The following is an 18,441-nucleotide window of genomic DNA, read 5'->3' on the forward strand; positions in this document are numbered from 1 at the left end:
TTATATCAGATTACTTGCGGTTCTTTTCGCGGTCGTTCTCGGTCAGGTACTTCTTGCGCAGGCGGATGCTCGTCGGGGTGATCTCGACCAGCTCGTCTTCAGCAATGAATTCCAGCGATTGTTCTAAATTAAGGGTGATCGCCGGAGTCAGTTTCGCCGCTATATCGGCCCCGGCCGAGCGCATATTGGTCAATTTCTTTTCCTTAGTCGGGTTGACTGGCACGTCCATCCGCCGGGCGTTCTCGCCGACGACCATCCCCTCATAAACCTTGACTCCCGGCCCGACGAACATCTTGGCCCGCTCCTGCAAATTGTCGAGGGCATAGGCGGTAGTCGTCCCGGTATTGGTCGAGATCAGGACGCCGTTCTGCCGCTTGCTGATCTCTCCCTTGAAGCGCTCGTAGCGCGAAAAAGCGTGGTTCAATATCCCCTCGCCCCTGGTGTCCATTATAAATTCAGCCCTGAAGCCAAGTAAACCGCGAGTCGGCACGGAATAGGTCAGGGTCGCCGTCCCGTTCTTGCTCTGCATCTCCAGCATCTCGCCGCGCCGCTTGCCCAGTTTTTCAATGACCGCGCCGGCATATTCGTCCGGCACCAGGATGATCGCCTGCTCGATCGGTTCCATCTGCTCATGGTTGATCGTTTTCATGATGACCTTGGGTTGGGAGACCTGGATCTCGTAACCTTCCCGACGCATCCGCTCCAGGAGGATCGACAGATGGAGCTCGCCCCGCCCAGAGACCTTAAAACCTTCTGTTCCGCCCAGCGACTCGATGCGCAACCCGACATTTGTTTGCAACTCCCTATCCAGCCGTTCCCGGAGATGCCGGTTGGTGACGAATTTACCTTCCCGGCCGGCAAAAGGAGAATCGTTGACCAGGAACTCCATCGTTAAAGTCGGCTCGTCGATCGTTAAGAGGGGCAAAGGGTGCGGATTATCGGCATTGGTGATCGTTTCGCCAATGGTGATGTCAGGCATGCCGGCTACGGCCACAATATCGCCGCATTCGGCCTCGGTAACCTCTTCCTGCTTCAGGCCAACAAAGGTATTGAGCTTGGTGATCTTGCCGGGGACGACGCTCCCGTCGCGTTTGCAGACGGCAATATTCCCCGCTTTATTCAAGCGGCCGGAGGTTACCCGGCCAATCGCAATGCGGCCGATATAATCGTCATAATTAAGGTTCGTCACCAGGAGCTGGAGCGGGCCGACGCTATTGTCAGGAAAAGGCTTGACGTGCCGGAGAATAGTCTCAAAAAGCGGGGTCAAATCCTTCCCCTCGTCCTCCAGATTGTATTTGGCTATCCCCTCGCGCGAGATAGCGTAGACGATCGGGAAATCGAGCTGTTCATCGCTGGCGTCCAGCTTGACGAACAGGTCAAATATCTCGTCGACAACTTTGAGGGCCCGGTGCCCTTTCTTGTCGATCTTGTTGATGACGACGATCGGCCGCAAGCCGAGCTTGAGCGACTTGGCCAAGACGAACTTGGTCTGGGGCATGGGACCTTCGCGGGCGTCGACCAGCAGGAGGACGCTGTCGACCATCTTCAGGACGCGCTCGACCTCGGAACCGAAATCGGCGTGGCCGGGGGTATCAACGATATTGATCTTGTAATCCCGGTACTGGATCGAGCAGTTCTTGGAGAAAATGGTGATCCCGCGCTCTTTCTCCAGTTCATTGGAATCCATGACCAGCTCGCCGACCTCTTCCCGCTCGCCAAAGGCCCCGCCCTGGCGGAGCAAGTGGTCGGTCAGCGTCGTTTTGCCGTGATCGACGTGCGCGATGATAGCTATATTAATTATTTTTCTCATAATTTCCTGAAACAGCTAAAACTATTACGGCGTTACCCAGCTATAAGTTATAGGTTATAAGCGAAATGGGCGGTACTGGACTCGAACCAGTCACCTTGCGATTATCAGTCGCATGCTCTACCAGATGAGCTAACCGCCCGAAAACATTTTCGATTGTTTTATTCATTTTATCAGAGCTGAAACGTCATTACAAGGCAAAAAAAATCCTCCTTCATTCCTTTCGGAACTCCGGAGGATTTAACCCGGCAACGTTCTACTCTCCCTCCAAGCGAAGCAAGGAAGTACCATCGACCCTGGAGGATTTCACTGCCGTGTTCGGAATGGGAACGGGTGGGACACCTCCGGCATGGTCACCGGGAATTTAATTATCAAATATGGTTGAAGAAATCTCGACGCTGTGACAGCGTCACTTCTCGAGACCCCAACATAATGTCGGGGCAGCAGTTGACTCCCGCACCTTGAAAAAGATCAAGTCCTCGACCGATTAGTACTGGTCAGCTCAGGCATTACTGCCTTTACACCTCCAGCCTATCAACCTCGTGATCTGCGAGGGGTCTTACTCCTTCATCCGCCTTGCGGCGGAATCCAGATGGGGAAACTAATCTTGAGGTGGGCTTGATGCTTAGATGCTTTCAGCATTTATCCCGTCCAGACATAGCTACCCAGCGTTTGCAGGTTGGCCCCACAACTGGTACACTAGAGGTCTGTTCCTTCCGGTCCTCTCGTACTAGGAAGGACTCCTCTCAATTTCCCTTGCGACTGCACCGGATATGGACCGAACTGTCTCACGACGTTCTGAACCCAGCTCACGTACCGCTTTAATGGGCGAACAGCCCAACCCTTGGAACCTGCTCCAGCTCCAGGATGCGATGAGCCGACATCGAGGTGCCAAACCTCCTCGTCGATGTGAACTCTTGGAGGAGATCAGCCTGTTATCCCCGGGGTAGCTTTTATCCGTTGAGCGATGGCCCTTCCATTCAGAACCACCGGATCACTAACTCCGACTTTCGTCCCTGCTCGACATGTACGTCTTGCAGTCAAGCACCCTTATGCGTTTACACTCGGCGCACGATTTCCAACCGTGCTGAGGGTACCTTTGAACGCCTCAGTTATCTTTTGTGAGGCGACCGCCCCAGTCAAACTACCCGCCTAACTCTTTCTCCCGACTTGCACAGCCAGGGTTAGAACTCTAAAGCAACTAGGGTGGTATTTCACTGTTGACTCCCCCCCAGCCAAAACCAGGGGATCATCGTCTCCCACCTATGCTACGCAAGCAACTTCAAAATCCAAAGTTAGGGTATAGTAAAGCTCCACGGGGTCTTTCTGTCCTGATGCAGTTAAACCGTGTCTTCACGGTCATCCCAATTTCACCGAGCCTCTCTCCGAGACAGTTCTTCCTTCGTTATGCCTTTCGTGCGGGTCGGAACTTACCCGACAAGGAATTTCGCTACCTTAGGACCGTTATAGTTACGGCCGCCGTTCACTGGCGCTTCGGTTAGGCCCTTGATATAATCTCAAGCCACCCCTTAACGTTCCAGCACTGGGCAGGCATCAGCCCCTATACATCCCCTTACGGGTTTGCAGAGACCTATGTTTTTGATAAACAGTCGCGGAAGACTGGTTTCTGAGACCCTGGCTTGCGCCAGGGCGTCCCTTTTCCCGAAGTTACGGGACCACTTTGCCTAGTTCCTTAGAGAGAGTTATCTCGCGCGCCTTGGCTTACTCAGCCTGTCTACCTGTGTCGGTTTTAGTACGATCGCCTGCCACAATACCCAAGGCTTTTCTCGACAGCGTGGAGTCACCCGCAATCCCAAATAAATTTGGGGTACACAATCCAATAAGTGCCGCGAGCTATCCTTCTGCTTCCCCTTGGTTAACAAAACAGGCGGTAACGGAATATTAACCGTTTTGCCATCACCTACGCCTCTTACTGAGGCCTTAGCTTAGTTATCGACTTACCCTGGGAGGACGAGCCTTCCCCAGGAAACCTTAGACTTTCGGCGAACATGATTTCCACATGTCTTTTCGTTACTTATGCCGTCATACTCACTTCCGGTTCGTCCACCGTGCCTCGCGACACGACTTCAACCTACAACGGAACGCTCCTCTACCACCATCCCGAATAAATCCGGGACGATCCGTAGCTTCGGTAGTATGCTTAGCTCCGTGTGTTTTCGGCGCAAAATCGCTCGACCAGTGAGCTGTTACGCACTCTTTAAAGGGTGGCTGCTTCTAAGCCAACCTCCTGGCTGTTTGTGCGACTCTACTTCCTTTACCACTTAGCATACATTTAGGAACCTTAGCTGACGGTCCAGGGCTGTTTCCCTTTCGACCACGAGGCTTATCCCTCGTAGTCTCACTCCCAAGCAATTACTCCACAGTATTCGGAGTTAGCGAGAATTTGGAATCCCTTTCGGGACCCTAGTTCAAACTGTACTCTACCCCTGTCGAGATAAACTTGAGGCTGGCCCTAAAACCATTTCGAGGAGAACCAGCTATCTCCGAGCTCGTTTAGCTTTTCACTGCTATCCTCAGGTCATCCTGAGATTTTTCAACATCAATAGGTTCGGGCCTCCCTCAGATTTTACTCTGAGTTCACCCTGCCCAAGGATAGATCGCTATCGGTTTCGGGTCTACAACCACGCACTAATCGCCCTATTCAGACTCGCTTTCGCTACGCCTCAGGCTCAACACCTTAAGCTTGCGCGTGACTGTAAGTCGACGGCTCATTCTTCAATAGGCATGCTGTCACCCGGCATTGCTGCCAGGCTCCAACTGCTTGTAGGCACACAGTTTCAGGTTCTATTTCACTCCCATTCCTGGGTTCTTTTCGCCTTTCCCTCACGGTACTTGTTCACTATCGGTCACCAAAGAGTATTTAGCCTTAGGAGATGGTCCTCCCTGATTCCAACAAGATTTCTCGTGTCTCGTTGTACTTGGGATACCGCTAGAGCCTTCAGATCTTTCGCTTACAGGGCTTTCACCTTCTCTGGCCGGACTTTCCAGACCGGTTCAGCTAGATCATCGGGTCTCACAGCGCGGTCCCGCAACCCCAGCCGACGTGTCGGCTGGTTTGGGCTGTTCCGGTTTCGCTCGCCACTACTACCGGAATCGTTGTTACTTTCTTTTCCTCCGCTTACTTAGATGTTTCAGTTCAGCGGGTTGTCACCCTTGACTTGCGTCAAGGATAATACGGTATGACCCGTATTAGGTTTCCCCATTCGGAGATCCCCGGATCAATGCTATTTTGACAGCTCCCCGGGGCTTATCGCAGCCAATCACGTCCTTCATAGACTTTTGGTGCCAAGGCATCCACTATGCGCCGCAGTAACTTGATCATTCTCGGTGCGAGAATCAATTTCTGCTTCTTCTATACCATATTCAATTATCAAGGTCCTATGTCGCGCTCTCCGTCCCCATCCAAATGGGCTAGGGAGAAACAAAAAAGCGCACATCAAGTGCGCTTTGCCTTTGATGTATAACTCGATGCGTCAGCCGGTTAATACTATAGTCATCAAGTTGAAGAATAATTATAGGTTAGGCCGGCCGGCTTGTCAAGGGGAAAATTACCTGCCCACCCGGCTGGCCCGCCAGCCGGCATTGGCCAGCGAGATCAGGGCCGAACAACTGATGACCGGGGACCAGTTGATCTCCCCGCCCTGGGACATTTGCGAGGCGACCGCGTAGCTCCAAAAGACCGCCAGGGGGACGGTTTGCCAGAAAGTGATATCAAATTCCGCCAACCGGCTCCTGGGATAGGCCTCCTGGGTCTCGGCCGGCACCGCTCCGGCCAAGCTGACGACTAAACAGCAGACCACAAAAAGCTTGCGCGCCCGTTCGATCATTTCCGCCTGACCAAATTTCACCTGCATGACGGATAATAATAGGTCAGATCGCGGCAAAAGGCAAACAAAGCCTCAAAGGTCGCCTGGAGCTCTCTTTTGTTCCGCAATGACCGGAAAACGCTTGCCTCTCCCCCCGCCTGCCCCGTACTCTGCGCCCCCAAACCTTTCAAATAGGCGTGCAATTCCCGCGGCCCCGCGAAAGAAAGCTTATGCATCTCCGCCTCAAACTTGATCTGGTTAAAATATTGGCCGGCCAGGGCGCGCAGTTCATCAAGCGAGAGGAAAGCATTGACCCGCAGACCGATCGCTTTCAGCTCGCTCAAGGTTTGCGGTCCAAAGGTTGAAAAGAGGAACGACCCGCCCGGCGCTAAAACCTTGCTAACCTCCCCAAAGACTTTCTCCGGCGCCATCCACTGCAGTGAGGCGTTGGAGACGACCAGGTCAAAAGAGCGTCCGGGCAAGGTTAACGACTCGCCGTCGCCAACAATAAAAGATAAATTATCAAAACGATGTTTCTGTCGCGCGACCTCGATCATCCCCGGGGCCAGGTCGAGCCCCAGCACCGTCGCTTGCGGAAAATCATGCGCTAAGCGCGCCGCCAAATAGCCGGTACCGCAGCCGATGTCGAGGATCCTCTCCGGTTCCGTCTCGGGCAGTAGAGAGAACAAGCGGTCAGCCATCTCTTTTTGCAGCACGGCGTGTTCGTCATAATCCCGCGCGCTGCGGGAGAAATTGGCGCTGATCAGTCGTTTAGCCAGCATAATAGTTCATTGAACCTTTCGGGCACTTCGATCAACGGCGCATGCCCCACCTCCGCCATCAGCACCAGTTCACTGCCGGCGATCTGTTCGTTCATATATTGAGCGGCGCCGGGCAGGCAAATTTCATCTTTGGCGCCGTGGATTATCAAGGTCGGCGCTTTGACTGAAGGGAGAAGACCGCGCAGATCGACTTTTTCAAGCGCCGCCAGTTCCTGCAACGCCTGCTCGACCGTCAGATCAGCCAAACCGGTACTGTGTCCGTCCGGGAAGACCAGTGAATGGAACGCCCTGATCCCTTCGGCCTTAATCCGCTTTTCCAGCCGCCGCAGCAGCGCCAGCGGCAGGCCGGCAGGGAAAGCGCCGTCCGCGATGAATTTCGGCGTCGTCGAAACGAGGACAAGTTTTCCAATCTTTTCGGGATACCTGGCCGCGACGAGCAGCGCAACCATCCCGCCCATCGACCAGCCCACCAGATTCGTTCTTTTTCCTAGCCCTTTGCCTACCCGCTCCGCTTCCCGCTCGAAGTCGTCAAAGTGTAAATGAGGGCCGCCGCCGGGCCAGATCTCGGGGGTTGTCGCAAAGCCGTGCAAAAAAACGAGGTCCATATTAATATGGTATAATTTATTTAATGATTTATCAAGGATTAGCGGCCAAAGCCATCGCCGAAACCGGTGTCAATCAAGCGGAAGCGCTGGTACTGATCAATGCTCCCGACTCCGAACTTTTCCCCCTCCTCTCGGCGGCAGAAAGGATCAGGCGGCACTTTCATGGCAACAAGGTCAAGCTTTGCGGGATCGTTAACGCCAAGTCCGGCCGCTGTTCGGAAAACTGCAGCTTCTGCGCCCAGTCCGCCCATCATCAGACCGCTTGTTCAGTTTATCCATTAATGAGCGAAAAAGAATTGGTGACAGCGGGAAAAAACGCTGAAAGGGGCCAGTCGGCCACCTGTTTTTCTTTCGTCACCTCCGGCAAGACGATCCACACGGACGAGGAATTATCAATGATCGGCTCCGCCCTGACCACCCTGGCCAAAGAAACAAAACTTAACCGCTGCGTTTCGCTGGGAACTCTGGACCTCGAACAGATCATTAAGCTAAAAGAAGCCGGGCTTAAACGCCTGCATCACAATCTAGAGACCGCGGAAAGTTATTTTCCCAAGATGTGCACGACCCATTCCTATGGGGATCGGGTTAAAACAATTAAGTTTGCCCAGGAAGCCGGCCTGGAAGTTTGCTCCGGAGGGATATTTGGCCTTAGCGAAACACTAGAACAAAGGGTCGAGCTTGCTTTCGCCCTCAAAGCGCTTGGGGTCCAATCGGTACCGATCAACATTTTAAACCCGGTTGAAGGGACCCCGGCCGCCAAGAATTATCAGCCGCTGACCCCGTTTGAAGTCTTGAAGCTAATCGCAACCTATCGATTTATTTTACCAACCCAGGACATTGGTGTTTTTGGCGGGCGGGAAAAAGCCCTCGGCGAACTGCAGCCGCTGATGTTTATCGCCGGAGCGAACGTGACCCTGATCGGCGATTACCTGACGACCAAGGGACAAGCCCCGGATAGAGATTTGAAAATGATCGCCGACCTCGGCCTGGAGATCGAGCGGAACTGATGCCCGACTTCATCAAGAAAGAACTTGCTCGGTTGAAAAAAGACGGTCTCTATCGGCAATTAAAACAAATAGGCCCGGCCACGTTAGTCTTCTGCTCTAACGATTATCTGGGACTCTCTCAACATCCCCGGGTTAAAGCGGCCGCCATTGCCGCCATTGCCAAATATGGTTTTGGCGCCGGTGCGTCACGCTTGGTCAGCGGCAACTCGCCGCTTCAGGAGGAGTTGGAAAGAAAGATCGCCAATTTCAAAGGACGCGCGGCCGCGATCGTCTTCCCGACCGGTTATATGGCCAACCTAGGAGCAATTTCTTCTCTGGTTGACGAAAACGACACAGTTATTATCGACCGCCTCGACCACGCCAGCATCATCGATGCCTGCAAGCTGACGAAAGCCAAGCTTCAAGTCTATCGGCACAACGACCCGGCGGCGCTGGAAGCCATTTTAAAACGTTCCGCCAAATTCAAAAAGAGGCTGATCGTCACCGATTCTGTTTTCAGCATGGATGGCGATCTCGCTCCTCTGCCGGAGATCGTCGCCCTAGCCAGGAAGTATGACGCCTTAACGATGATCGATGAAGCTCACGCCACCGGGACGATCGGCCAGACCGGACGAGGTCTGGAAGAACATTTTGGGCTCAAGGGCCAAGTCGATATCGTTATGGGAACGCTCTCCAAGGCGGTCGGCAGCGTTGGCGGTTTTGTCGCCGGCAGTGCCGAACTGATCAACTACCTGCGCAACAAAGCACGCAGTTTTATTTACACGACCGCCCTCCCCCCCGCCGCCTGCGCCACCTCGCTCGAAGCCTTGAAGATCATTGAGCAAGAGCCGGAGTTGCTCAGGAACCTGCGAATGAATTCGCGGTTCCTAAGAGAAAAAGTAGCGGCGGTCTTTAGACCGCCATATAATGGCGACCTGAAGGTCGCCGCTACAACCTCAGGTTCCGATGAGATCCCAATCATCCCCATAATCATCGGCGACTCGACCAAAACCATGGAAATATCTCGGAAGTTGTTAGAGAGAAGTATTTTTGTTTCCGCCATCCGGCCCCCGACCGTCCCCCAGGACCAAAGTCGTTTAAGGATAACCATCTCCGCAGTCCACAAAAAGGAGGATATCGTATGCCTGGCCTCTTCATTACGGGAACTGATACCGGCGTCGGCAAAACGTACGTAACCGCCCTGCTGGCCAAACACTTTCTGGCCGAAGGAATTAACGTTGGGGTGATGAAGCCGATCGCCTGCGGCCCGCGCGCCGAAAATGACGCCCGGCGGTTAAAGAAAGAGTTGAAGCTGGCCGATCCGATCGAATTGATCAACCCGATCGAGTTGAAACGACCACTCGCCCCCTATCCCTCCGCCAAACTGGCCAAGAAGAAGATCGACCTGAACAAGGTCCTGGCCGCCTATAAAGAATTAAGCCTCCGCCATGACCTGCTTTTGGTGGAAGGGGTTGGCGGCGTCCTCGTCCCGCTCACCAGAAATTTAACGGTCGCCGACCTGATCAAAATAATGGGTTTGCCGGCGATCATCGTCGCCCGGGCCGGTCTCGGCACGATCAATCACACCTTGCTGACCGTGGAAGCGCTCCGGCAAAGAAAGGTCCCAATCATGGGGATAGTCATCAACGGATTCCGGAGAAAAGAGCTGTCGGAAAAGAGCAACGCGGAGATGATCGAAGAATTATCCGGCTTGCCGGTGATCGCCCAAATACCGTGGAACTGATTCCTTCTCCCTCACCCGCTTAAGCAAAGTGTCCCCCCTCTCCCAGAGGGAGAGGGGTTTTCGATTATTTAATCAAACCCATCGTATACTTCTTTCTTTACTTTGCCTAAAAACCCTTCTCCCCCTGGGAGAAGGTCACAAGCCTCAAGGTCATTAGATGAGGGAGGTGAGGGCGGCTTAATGGGGCAAACTAAACTCACACCCGCAATATTTTTGCCGGTAGATATTGTGTTCCCGGGACAGTGCCATCCCCCGGCGATGGGCCGCGTGGGGGTTAAGAGACAATTGCTCATACCGCAAACCAAACTCCGCGGCCAACTCCGCACCATGCCGGTTGATAAAACTGACATCTTTAAAGCGGCTGACGCTTAAGGTCGTGGCAAAACGATCGAATCCGTTCGCTTTAGCAAACAGCGCCGTCCCCGCCAGGCGGAATTTGAAACAGGCTTGGCAGCGCGCGCTATTCTCCGGATAACTTTCCGGCCGGTCCGGCAATTGACCGGTGACATATGCCAACCAGGCCTCGTGGTCATAGGCGCCGACCAACAGTTCAAGCTGGTACAATTGGGCGATTTTCTCCGTCTCTTTTAAGCGTTTATCATATTCTTCCCGGGGATAAATGTTCGGCCCGTAGAAAAAGAGGGCCGGCTGGTCAGCCGCCTCGATCAACGGCAAGGCACACGGCGCGCAGCAGACATTCAATAGAATCATTTTTTCCTAAGGCACAAGAGGAGCGTGCATTTCCCGATCTCATCCTGGCGCAATGGTTCGACCCACTCCACCTTCGACCCCTGCCTCAGACTGCCGCCGACTAAAAGGTACTTTTCTTTCAGCAGTTTAAATAAATACCTGTTGATCAACCTCGGGCTGGTGGGTAAGATCAGCCAGCTAAGCGGCGACCGGACGAATATTATGACCTTGGGTTGGCGCCGCTCCAGCTCCGCGATCATCTCGCGCTGATAATCGGCCGCTTGGGGCGAATCCATCATCAGGCCGTACATCCCAACTAACCGGGTGGGACATAACCGCTTGGCATAAAAGTATATCTCCGATTCCGAGCCCGCCACAAAGAGATAATCACCCGGCGCGGTCAGCGCCGCCGCCCGCTTGGCGGCCAGCGGCGCCTCGAGAAATGGGTTGGCCGGGCTATAGAGGGCCGTCACGATCCGCGGTCCCGGCATAAAGTAATATCCCGCCACCGGCCAAAGCATCGAGCCGATCACCAGCGCTGGAATAATGATCATGAGGGCCGGCCGCTTGACGCAGGCCAGGAATGAATCGAGCGCCACCGCGGAAATGATCGCCCAGACCGGCATCAATATGATGTAGTAATGGCCATAGGGGGTGTTGTAAAAAGGGAGCCAACCAATGATCAGCAGGGTTATATAAAATATCCAGCGCGGCGGACGCTTGAGCACGAACCAGAAGAGGAGAACGAACAAGAGCGGCCAATTGGCCAGGAACATTTTCAAGAAAGAGGCCAGCCAAAAGAACGTTACCCCGCCGTAGGACATGGCGTAATAACGGTTATAGACCACCGTCCCTTCCCAGAAACCGGGGAAACCGCCCCGGAGGAAAAAATAACCAAGCGTCACGGCAGAGATCAACGCTCCGCCGGCTACCGCCCAGGCGAACTTTCGCCAGGCCTCCCCTTTATCTTTCCGCCGGGCGCGTTCTTCGAATAACCAGTAAATAATGATGAAAGCGACCATCGGCAAAGCGATCTGTTTAAAAAGGACCGCGGCCGCGGCAGTGGCTCCGGCCCAGAACCAGTGCCAACGGTTAGAGTTTTCCCGGTTCAGCACGTAGATAGCCAGTGTCCCGATCAACGGGAGGATCAGGAAACGTTCGCTGTTAGCGGCAAATGGGCAGAGACGAGGGAACAGGATCATCGGCAAAGCGAAATATACGGTCAGCCAGCCGGCCCTCTCCCCATATTCCTTTTTCACCGTCAACCATAATAACCAGAGCGTAAAAAAGAGAAAGAGCCCGGCAACCAGCCGGGGGGGCCAGTAGGCGTCGGGGTTGATCAGTCCGGCCAGGAAATAAGGGAAATAGATCAGCGGCGGTTTCTGCTCCAAAGTATCGACATAGGGGACCAGTCCCTGGGTCATGATCCAGGCGCCGTAAGCGTAATGCCCTTCGTCCCGCTCAAAAGGGACGTTAAAGGTATTCGCCAGCAAGCAAACGGCAAAGAGGCCGAGGCCGACTATTAAAACGAACCTTAACCGGTTAGACAAAGACCGATCTTACCCAATCGCCGACATAGTGGGCCAGGAAAATGACGACCGCGGCGATAAAGACATGTTCCAAAATAACATGCCAGGGAGCGCTTTTCTCCAGCCTGGCCAGAAAATAACTGAAAAGTGCCAGCAGGGCCAGGCCATAGATCACACTGATCAAAACCGCCTGTTCGAGCGGCGCCAGCAAGACTGGGACGATAAAACTCATGGCTACAATAAATTTAGACACGAAAGTAAACAAAGTCGAAGCCCAGATCTCGGCGGGCGTATGCTTGATCTCCGCCTCCTCGGCAACATGGATGCCCAGGGCGTCGGAAAAAGCGTCAGCGATGGCGATGGTCAGCACCCCGCCGATGACGGCCAGGCGGGAATGGGTCCCGGCCTGCAACCCGACCATCAAGCCCAGGGTGGTGATTATCCCCGAGGTCAGGCCAAAACTGAAACCGGTCCGGAGTGATTCAGCTAATTTCAATTATTGCTCCCCCCATAGAATAACCGGATTATAGACAAATTATTGCCGTTAATCAATCGCCAGTGATATACTGGAGCGATGAAAAAGCGGACGAGAACCCTGCTCCAACAAGACAAACAATGTCTCTGGCACCCTTTCACCCAGATGAAAGATTGGCAGGCCCACGACCAGCTCATCATCGAACGGGGTGACGGGGCCTATCTTTTTGACACCGACGGGAATAAATATCTCGACGGCGTCTCTTCGCTCTGGGTAACCGTCCATGGCCACCGGAACAAGGCGATCAACGACGCCATAAAGGCCCAACTCGATAAGGTCGCCCACTCCACCCTGCTCGGTCTGGGGAATGTCCCGGCGATCGAGCTGGCCCGAGAATTAATTAAAATAGCGCCAAAGGGATTAAGCAAAGTATTCTATTCGGATGACGGGTCAACCGCGGTCGAGATCGCGCTGAAGATCGCCTTCCAGTACCAACAGCAGACCGGCCAGAAACTAAAAACAAAATTCATCACTCTAGTCAATGCCTATCATGGCGATACGGTCGGGGCGGTGTCGGTCGGCGGGATCGACCTCTTTCATAAGATCTATAAGCCCCTCCTCTTCAAATCATTCAAGGTCACGCCAGGGAACATTCCCCAGTTGGAAACGCTCCTGAAAAAACGGCACCGGGAGATCTCCGCCATGGTCGTCGAGCCGCTGGTCCAGGGAGCGGCCGGGATGCTTTTAATGCCGCCAGGTTATCTGAAAGCGGTCCGGCGGCTCTGCACCAGATATAATGTTCTGCTAATAGTTGACGAAGTGGCGACCGGTTTTGGCCGGACCGGCCAGATGTTCGCCTGCGAACATGCCAAGGTCTCGCCCGATCTGATGTGCGTCGCCAAGGGATTGACGGGCGGTTATCTGCCGGTGGCCGCGACCTTGACGACCGATCGGATCTTCCAAGCTTTTCTGGGAGAGCCAGCGGAGAACAAAACGTTTTTCCACGGGCACACATTCACCGGCAACCCGCTCGGTTGCGCCGCCGCCCTCGCTTCCCTCCGGTTATTCGCAAAGGATCGGGTCCTTGACCAGGTCAACCGCTCGATCAAATATTTAGAAAATGCTCTACTGGATTTCTACAAACTCGATCATGTGGTCGAGATCAGACAGCTCGGGCTGATGGTTGGGATCGAACTGGGTGGTTATGCCGCCAACCAGCGGATCGGCCACCGGGTCACTCTCGAGGCCCGGCGGCGCGGTGCCATCCTCCGCCCGCTCGGCGACGTCATCATCCTGATGCCCCCCTTAAGCATTACCCGCCCGGAACTTGAACGCCTGGTCAAAATCACTTATGATTCAATCCAGGCGGTGACAAGGGCATGAAGATAAGCGTTATTATCGGCACCTATAACCAGCGGGACGTCTTGAAAAAGACGCTGGAGTCCCTCTTCCACCAAACCCTCTCTCCAGAGTTTTACGAGGTCCAACTGATCGACAGCTCATCCAATGACGGGACGGACATTATGGTCGAGGCATTGAAGCCGACCTGCCGCTTTAATTACGTCCGGGTCGAAAACAAGGGTAAAACGGCCGCCCGGAACCTGGGAATTAAAAAAGCGGCCGGTGAGATCATCTTCCTGACCGATGCTGACATGGTAGCCGATCCGAAACTGCTCCAGGAACATCTACTAGCTCAAGCCAAAGAACCCCGGGCTTCTTTTGAAGGGTTGACGATCAACCCAGACGGCCAACCGTATATCAAAGCGCGCCTCCGCTCCCGCCAAAAGCTCGCTTGGTCATATTTCCTGACCGGCAACCTTTCGCTCAAAAAAAGCATCATCGTTGACGCCGGGTTATTCGATGAACAGTTCCAGGGTTACGGTTGGGAAGATATCGAACTTGGTTATCGCCTCCACTTGATGAAAGTCCCGCTCTATTATCTCCCCACCGCGGTCAACCATCACCATCATCCGGTCTCCACTGAAGGAATGCTGCAGCGCAAGTTCGAAACGGGGCGATCCGCCGCGCTTTTCTACCGGAAACACCCCAACCTGACGATCAAACTATTCCTGGGAATGAACCCCCTGGCTATGGGGATATATCGCCTGCTCAAAGCCCTCCCCGGCTGCCGCCCCTGGCTCGGGCAATATCTGCGCGAAGAGTACGAATACCGGCGGGGCCTGGAAGAAGGGCTTGCCCCGGCGTAAAGTCGGGGCTTGGCAAAGCGGCGGCCCTGTGATAAAATCATAATGTTATGAAGGAAGGCATTCATCCTAAATATTTCCAGACCACGGCGACCTGCGCCTGCGGCGCCGCCTACGAGATAGGTTCGACCAAGCAGAACCTCCGCGTCGACATCTGCTCGGCCTGCCACCCGCTCTTTACCGGCAAGGAGAAGATGCTTGATGCCGAAGGCCGCGTCCAGAAGTTCCAGAAAAAATATGCCGGCGTCACCGCCCGCGCCAAAAAGCCGGTCAAGAAAAAGCCCGCCAAAAGCGGATCCGCCTTCGGCGGAAAAGCTGTCGCCAAAAAGACCGCTCCCAAGAAGTAGCCGCCTACCCCCCGCTCATCATGCTCACTGACAAATTAGCTAACGTCGAAAAAAGATACCTCGAGCTGGAAAAGCAGCTCAGCTCGGCCACGGTGATCAACGACCGGGCCAAATTCACGGAATACGCCAAAGAGCTTAGCAGCCTCAAGGCGATCGTCGACCTCTATCGCACCTACAAAAGCGTCCTCCGGGAGATCGACGACACCGAAGGGATGATGGAAGAAGAAGGGATGCGGGAGTTAGCCGCGGTCGAGCTGGAAGAGCTGAAAGAGCAAAAGACCACCCTCACCCGCGAGCTGGAGGTCCTCTTGATGCCGAAAGACCCGATGGACGACAAGAACATCATCATGGAGGTCCGGGCCGGGACCGGCGGCGACGAAGCCGCGCTTTTTGCCGGCGACCTCTTCCGGATGTATCTCCGCTACGCGGAACGCCAGGGCTGGAAGACCGAGATCATCGAAGCTGATCCGACCGGCCTCGGCGGTTATAAAGAAGCGGTCGTCAACATCATCGGCCAGGGCGCTTACAGCCGGTTAAAGTTCGAAAGCGGCACCCATCGCGTCCAGCGGGTCCCCAAGACCGAAGCGAGCGGCCGGATCCATACTTCGGCGGCCACCGTCGCGGTCTTGCCGGAAGTTGAGGAAGTCGATATCCACATTAACGAGAACGACCTGACCTTCGAAGCTTTTCGCGCCGGCGGCGCCGGCGGCCAGAACGTCAATAAAGTATCGTCGGCCGTGCGCATTATCCATATCCCCACCGGGACGGTCGTGGAATGCCGGGAAGAACGCTCCCAGCTCCAGAACCGGGTCAAAGCGATGAAACTCCTCCGCTCCCGGATCTATGAAGTGGAAGAGGAACGATTGCGCAAGACCCGCGAATCTTCCCGACGGATCATGGTCGGGACCGGTGACCGTTCGGAAAAGATCCGGACCTATAATTTCCCCCAGAACCGGATCACCGATCACCGGGTCGGGTTTACTACCCACCGCCTGGCCGAAGTTCTCGACGGCGATCTGAATGAACTGATCGACGCTTTAGCCACTGCCGACCGGGCGGCCAAATTAGCCAAGGTGGAATGAGGCTCGACGCCCTGCTCGCCCGCGCGGTCAGTGAGCTGAAAACAGCCGGGATCGCCGATCCGCAGATCGAAGCGGAGATCTTGCTCGCCCACGCTCTCGGTTTTAGCCGGACCGAACTTATTTCCCGGAACGACCTCGATCTGGCACCCCAGCAGTTGTCGGCGTTCGTGCCGCTACTGGAACGGCGGTTGAAACACGAGCCGACCGCCTATATCGTTGGTTATCAACCTTTTATGGGATTAGATTTCTATGTTGACCGCAATGTCCTGATCCCCCGGCCAGAAACAGAACTGCTCGTGGAGGCAGTTTTACGAGCCACGAATCACGAACCACAATCCATCCCTCGACTTCGCTCGGGACAAGCGAACCACGATCCACAACTCACGATCGCCGACCTCGGCACCGGTTCCGGTTGCATCGCGATCGCCCTGGCCAAACAGCTGCCGGGGGCAAAGATCATCGCCTGCGATTCGTCAGCGGAAGCCTTAGCGGTCGCCCGGCGGAACGCGCGCCGCTATCAGCTTGAAGGGTGGATTGATTTTCGCCAGGGGGATATGTTCGAGCCGCTGCCGGAGCCGGTCGAGATCATCGTCTCCAACCCGCCCTATATCCCATCCGCCGAGATCGACCGTTTGCAGCCGGAAGTAAAAGATTGGGAACCGCGAGGAGCACTGGACGGAGGCAAAGACGGCTTAGATTATATTCGTAAGCTCTTGAACAAAGCTCCTAATCACCTGATCTTCGAGTTCGGCTTCGGCCAGGCGGGCCTGATCAAGGAGCTCGCCAAGAAAAGTTACCCTCGTTTTGAGATCAGCAAGGATTATAGCGGGCTGGAGCGTATCTTTAGCGGCGTGAGGACGGAAAAGTCAGCCGTTCATCATTGAGCGGGCCTTCACCCTGGGGCGTGCCGGTGACATCAAGGCGATGATAGAACCGGAATAACCAGGTAGTAAATCTCTCCGCGGCGATGTTTAATTCGCTGCCGGTCAAAGTGCTGTTGGCCAGCTGGTCCGCCGCCTGCAACTCCTCCCCGATCGTGTCAACTATTCCCCGCAGATGTTCAGCAGACGGCTCTGCCGGCCAGCCTGTCTTGCGCATTAGCCCGTCGACGCAAGCTTGCAGGCAATCAGCATACATAACTAGCGCTATCTCTTTGGTTGCCGGCCGGGGGCCGGGATAACGGCGCGCGCCTATCGGCAGCCTGGCTGACAGATCTTCGCTCAACCTTACCCTAGAAAAACCATCCCCGTGATGCTGAGGCAATAAAACCCGCATTTCTTCCGGCAAACCATGATCTTCAGCATATTCCCGCGAAGCCAGAGGATGATCGAGGATCGTCCTAAGTTTTGCTTCCGTGTCTATCGCGCTCAAGCTGGCCCTATCCCCCGCCTTCGCCTCGCCAAATAATTCAGGATCGCGTAATTTACCGGTATCATGATTGTAACCGATCGCCCGAGCCAGGTCCGTATCCCCTCCAATATGAGCGGTGGCGATCGCGGCCAGGCTGCCGACGATGATCGAATGGCGATAGGTCCCCGGCATCCGTCCTTCCATCTCGAGTAGTAACGGATGGTCAGGGTTGAGATAAGGCAACAGACCCCGATCGACCCGTTGGACGCCCCCGGCGCCATTACTCAATTTGCGATACATCGCTTGGGCATGTTGCCGCGCCCAGGAGATTCCAGCTATGCCATTACCAGCCATATCTTATTATCCAACGGTCTCGGGTGAAATTTCGGGTAATTTTCACCGGAGCGGGATGACCCCGGCCAAAGCGCCGGGAGACCAAGTTATGATATACTCGTTAGCGTGAATAAAAAAGCTATTGCGGCAGCCGTCAAAGCCTTAAAGGCCGGGGAAGTCGTCGCCTTCCCGACCGAAACGGTCTTTGGGCTCGGCGCCGCCCTAAAACAGCGCGGAGCGATCGAACAGATATTCAAGATCAAAAACCGCCCCAAAAACAAACCACTCCAGGTTCTGGTCGCGTCGATCGACCAGGCAAAAAAGCTGGGGAGGTTCAACCAACAGGCCCTGGAACTAGCTAAAAGGGAATGGCCCGGCCCCCTCACCCTAGTCGTCAAAAAAACCAAGGTCGTCCCAAAAATCATAACCGGGGGCACCAATAAAGTCGGCCTGCGTATACCTGACCACAAAGTAGCGTTGGAACTGATAAAAAAGGCCGGTCCGATCGTAGCCACCTCGGCCAACAAAAGCGGCAGCAGACCGGCCCTGACGGCTCAAGCAGTCAAAAAGAACCTGCCCGGGATCGATCTTATCCTCCCCGGCCGCGTGCGTTCGGGCGTCCCCTCGAAAGTCGTTGATGCCACCAAAGGCATTAGGATACTGCGAGGCTGAATCCTCTT

16 protein-coding genes, 1 tRNA gene, 2 rRNA genes and 1 pseudogene are annotated in these 18,441 nt (G+C 54.8%); 9 read left to right on the top strand and 11 right to left on the bottom strand.

What is annotated here, in order from left to right; genetic code table 11:
- Positions 1–10 precede the first annotated feature (10 nt).
- The 7 genes from typA to WC903_02570 all read right to left on the bottom strand — a co-directional run bounded on the left by typA (position 11) and on the right by WC903_02570 (position 7,021).
- The gene (typA, locus tag WC903_02540; GenBank protein ID MFA5892827.1) at positions 11–1,810 is read right to left on the bottom strand and encodes a translational GTPase TypA; all 1,800 of its coding nucleotides are present in this window, start codon (positions 1,808–1,810) and stop codon (positions 11–13) included.
- Positions 1,811–1,876: 66 nt separating this feature from the next.
- Positions 1,877–1,949 (bottom strand) — tRNA-Ile (locus WC903_02545).
- A 101-nt stretch (positions 1,950–2,050) separates the two neighbouring features.
- Positions 2,051–2,168, bottom strand: a 5S ribosomal RNA gene (gene rrf, locus WC903_02550).
- A 106-nt stretch (positions 2,169–2,274) separates the two neighbouring features.
- A 23S ribosomal RNA gene (locus tag WC903_02555) occupies positions 2,275–5,148 on the bottom strand.
- Positions 5,149–5,376: 228 nt separating this feature from the next.
- Entirely contained in the window at positions 5,377–5,682 is a 306-nt protein-coding gene (locus WC903_02560; protein ID MFA5892828.1) for a hypothetical protein, read from the bottom strand.
- On the bottom strand, positions 5,673–6,416 hold the full coding sequence (gene bioC, locus WC903_02565) for a malonyl-ACP O-methyltransferase BioC (GenBank protein MFA5892829.1): 744 nt from the start codon (positions 6,414–6,416) through the stop codon (positions 5,673–5,675). Before bioC ends, WC903_02560 begins: the two co-directional genes overlap by 10 nt.
- Positions 6,398–7,021, bottom strand: a complete 624-nt coding sequence (locus WC903_02570; GenBank protein MFA5892830.1) for an alpha/beta fold hydrolase — start codon at positions 7,019–7,021, stop codon at positions 6,398–6,400. The genes bioC and WC903_02570 overlap by 19 nt, the downstream gene beginning before the upstream one ends.
- A gap of 23 nt (positions 7,022–7,044) precedes the next feature.
- On the opposite strand from WC903_02570, the gene bioB reads away from it, so the two are divergent.
- From bioB to bioD, 3 genes are read left to right on the top strand one after another with little or no spacing between them, the layout of a single operon-like run.
- Positions 7,045–8,028, top strand: coding sequence for a biotin synthase BioB (gene bioB / locus WC903_02575; GenBank protein ID MFA5892831.1), 984 nt, complete (start codon positions 7,045–7,047; stop codon positions 8,026–8,028).
- Entirely contained in the window at positions 8,028–9,203 is a 1,176-nt protein-coding gene (gene bioF / locus WC903_02580) for an 8-amino-7-oxononanoate synthase (protein MFA5892832.1), read from the top strand. The genes bioB and bioF overlap by 1 nt, the downstream gene beginning before the upstream one ends.
- Positions 9,149–9,751, top strand: coding sequence for a dethiobiotin synthase (gene bioD / locus WC903_02585; protein ID MFA5892833.1), 603 nt, complete (start codon positions 9,149–9,151; stop codon positions 9,749–9,751). The genes bioF and bioD overlap by 55 nt, the downstream gene beginning before the upstream one ends.
- A 177-nt stretch (positions 9,752–9,928) precedes the next feature.
- Here bioD and WC903_02590 read toward each other — a convergent pair whose 3' ends face one another.
- From WC903_02590 to WC903_02600, 3 genes are read right to left on the bottom strand one after another with little or no spacing between them, the layout of a single operon-like run.
- A complete protein-coding gene (locus WC903_02590) occupies positions 9,929–10,462 on the bottom strand; it encodes an epoxyqueuosine reductase QueH (GenBank protein ID MFA5892834.1) in 534 nt (177 codons plus the stop codon).
- Positions 10,459–11,991 (bottom strand): glycosyltransferase family 39 protein, encoded by a 1,533-nt coding sequence (locus tag WC903_02595; protein ID MFA5892835.1) that lies wholly within the window; start codon positions 11,989–11,991, stop codon positions 10,459–10,461. The genes WC903_02590 and WC903_02595 overlap by 4 nt, the downstream gene beginning before the upstream one ends.
- Entirely contained in the window at positions 11,984–12,466 is a 483-nt protein-coding gene (locus WC903_02600; GenBank protein MFA5892836.1) for a VIT1/CCC1 transporter family protein, read from the bottom strand. The genes WC903_02595 and WC903_02600 overlap by 8 nt, the downstream gene beginning before the upstream one ends.
- Positions 12,467–12,544: 78 nt before the next feature.
- Between WC903_02600 and bioA the strand changes: the two genes are divergently transcribed.
- The 5 genes and pseudogenes from bioA (at position 12,545) to prmC (ending at position 16,962) form a co-directional block, all read left to right on the top strand.
- Positions 12,545–13,828, top strand: a complete 1,284-nt coding sequence (gene bioA / locus WC903_02605) for an adenosylmethionine--8-amino-7-oxononanoate transaminase (protein ID MFA5892837.1) — start codon at positions 12,545–12,547, stop codon at positions 13,826–13,828.
- Positions 13,825–14,652 carry a glycosyltransferase gene (locus WC903_02610; GenBank protein MFA5892838.1) on the top strand — a complete coding sequence of 276 codons (828 nt, stop codon included), beginning with the start codon at positions 13,825–13,827 and terminating at the stop codon, positions 14,650–14,652. Before bioA ends, WC903_02610 begins: the two co-directional genes overlap by 4 nt.
- Before the next feature lie 47 nt (positions 14,653–14,699).
- Positions 14,700–14,894, top strand: a pseudogene (gene rpmE, locus WC903_02615) (50S ribosomal protein L31).
- 122 nt (positions 14,895–15,016) lie between these two features.
- Positions 15,017–16,078, top strand: a complete 1,062-nt coding sequence (prfA, locus tag WC903_02620; GenBank protein ID MFA5892839.1) for a peptide chain release factor 1 — start codon at positions 15,017–15,019, stop codon at positions 16,076–16,078.
- The gene (gene prmC, locus WC903_02625) at positions 16,075–16,962 is read left to right on the top strand and encodes a peptide chain release factor N(5)-glutamine methyltransferase (GenBank protein MFA5892840.1); all 888 of its coding nucleotides are present in this window, start codon (positions 16,075–16,077) and stop codon (positions 16,960–16,962) included. The genes prfA and prmC overlap by 4 nt, the downstream gene beginning before the upstream one ends.
- Here prmC and WC903_02630 read toward each other — a convergent pair.
- Entirely contained in the window at positions 16,922–17,782 is an 861-nt protein-coding gene (locus tag WC903_02630) for an HDIG domain-containing metalloprotein (protein MFA5892841.1), read from the bottom strand. The genes prmC and WC903_02630 overlap by 41 nt on opposite strands.
- Positions 17,783–17,887: 105 nt before the next feature.
- Here WC903_02630 and WC903_02635 point away from each other — a divergent pair, with 105 nt between their 5' ends.
- Positions 17,888–18,433 carry an L-threonylcarbamoyladenylate synthase gene (locus WC903_02635; GenBank protein ID MFA5892842.1) on the top strand — a complete coding sequence of 182 codons (546 nt, stop codon included), beginning with the start codon at positions 17,888–17,890 and terminating at the stop codon, positions 18,431–18,433.
- Positions 18,434–18,441 lie beyond the last annotated feature (8 nt).

The organism is Candidatus Margulisiibacteriota bacterium (assembly GCA_041658645.1).
GTDB lineage: Bacteria > Margulisbacteria > WOR-1 > O2-12-FULL-45-9 > XYB2-FULL-48-7 > JBAZZV01.

Bases quoted from the DNA above. Each gene is read 5' to 3' on its own strand.
- WC903_02560 (MFA5892828.1), bottom strand. From the start codon at position 5,682: ATGCAGGTGAAATTTGGTCAGGCGGAAATGATCGAACGGGCGCGCAAG.
- WC903_02570 (MFA5892830.1), bottom strand. From the start codon at position 7,021: ATGGACCTCGTTTTTTTGCACGGCTTTGCGACAACCCCCGAGATCTGG.
- prfA (MFA5892839.1), top strand. From the start codon at position 15,017: ATGCTCACTGACAAATTAGCTAACGTCGAAAAAAGATACCTCGAGCTG.
- prmC (MFA5892840.1), top strand. From the start codon at position 16,075: ATGAGGCTCGACGCCCTGCTCGCCCGCGCGGTCAGTGAGCTGAAAACA.
- WC903_02610 (MFA5892838.1), top strand. From the start codon at position 13,825: ATGAAGATAAGCGTTATTATCGGCACCTATAACCAGCGGGACGTCTTG.
- bioD (MFA5892833.1), top strand. From the start codon at position 9,149: ATGCCTGGCCTCTTCATTACGGGAACTGATACCGGCGTCGGCAAAACG.
- bioC (MFA5892829.1), bottom strand. From the start codon at position 6,416: ATGCTGGCTAAACGACTGATCAGCGCCAATTTCTCCCGCAGCGCGCGG.
- bioB (MFA5892831.1), top strand. From the start codon at position 7,045: ATGATTTATCAAGGATTAGCGGCCAAAGCCATCGCCGAAACCGGTGTC.
- bioA (MFA5892837.1), top strand. From the start codon at position 12,545: ATGAAAAAGCGGACGAGAACCCTGCTCCAACAAGACAAACAATGTCTC.
- WC903_02590 (MFA5892834.1), bottom strand. From the start codon at position 10,462: ATGATTCTATTGAATGTCTGCTGCGCGCCGTGTGCCTTGCCGTTGATC.
- bioF (MFA5892832.1), top strand. From the start codon at position 8,028: ATGCCCGACTTCATCAAGAAAGAACTTGCTCGGTTGAAAAAAGACGGT.
- typA (MFA5892827.1), bottom strand. From the start codon at position 1,810: ATGAGAAAAATAATTAATATAGCTATCATCGCGCACGTCGATCACGGC.
- WC903_02630 (MFA5892841.1), bottom strand. From the start codon at position 17,782: ATGGCTGGTAATGGCATAGCTGGAATCTCCTGGGCGCGGCAACATGCC.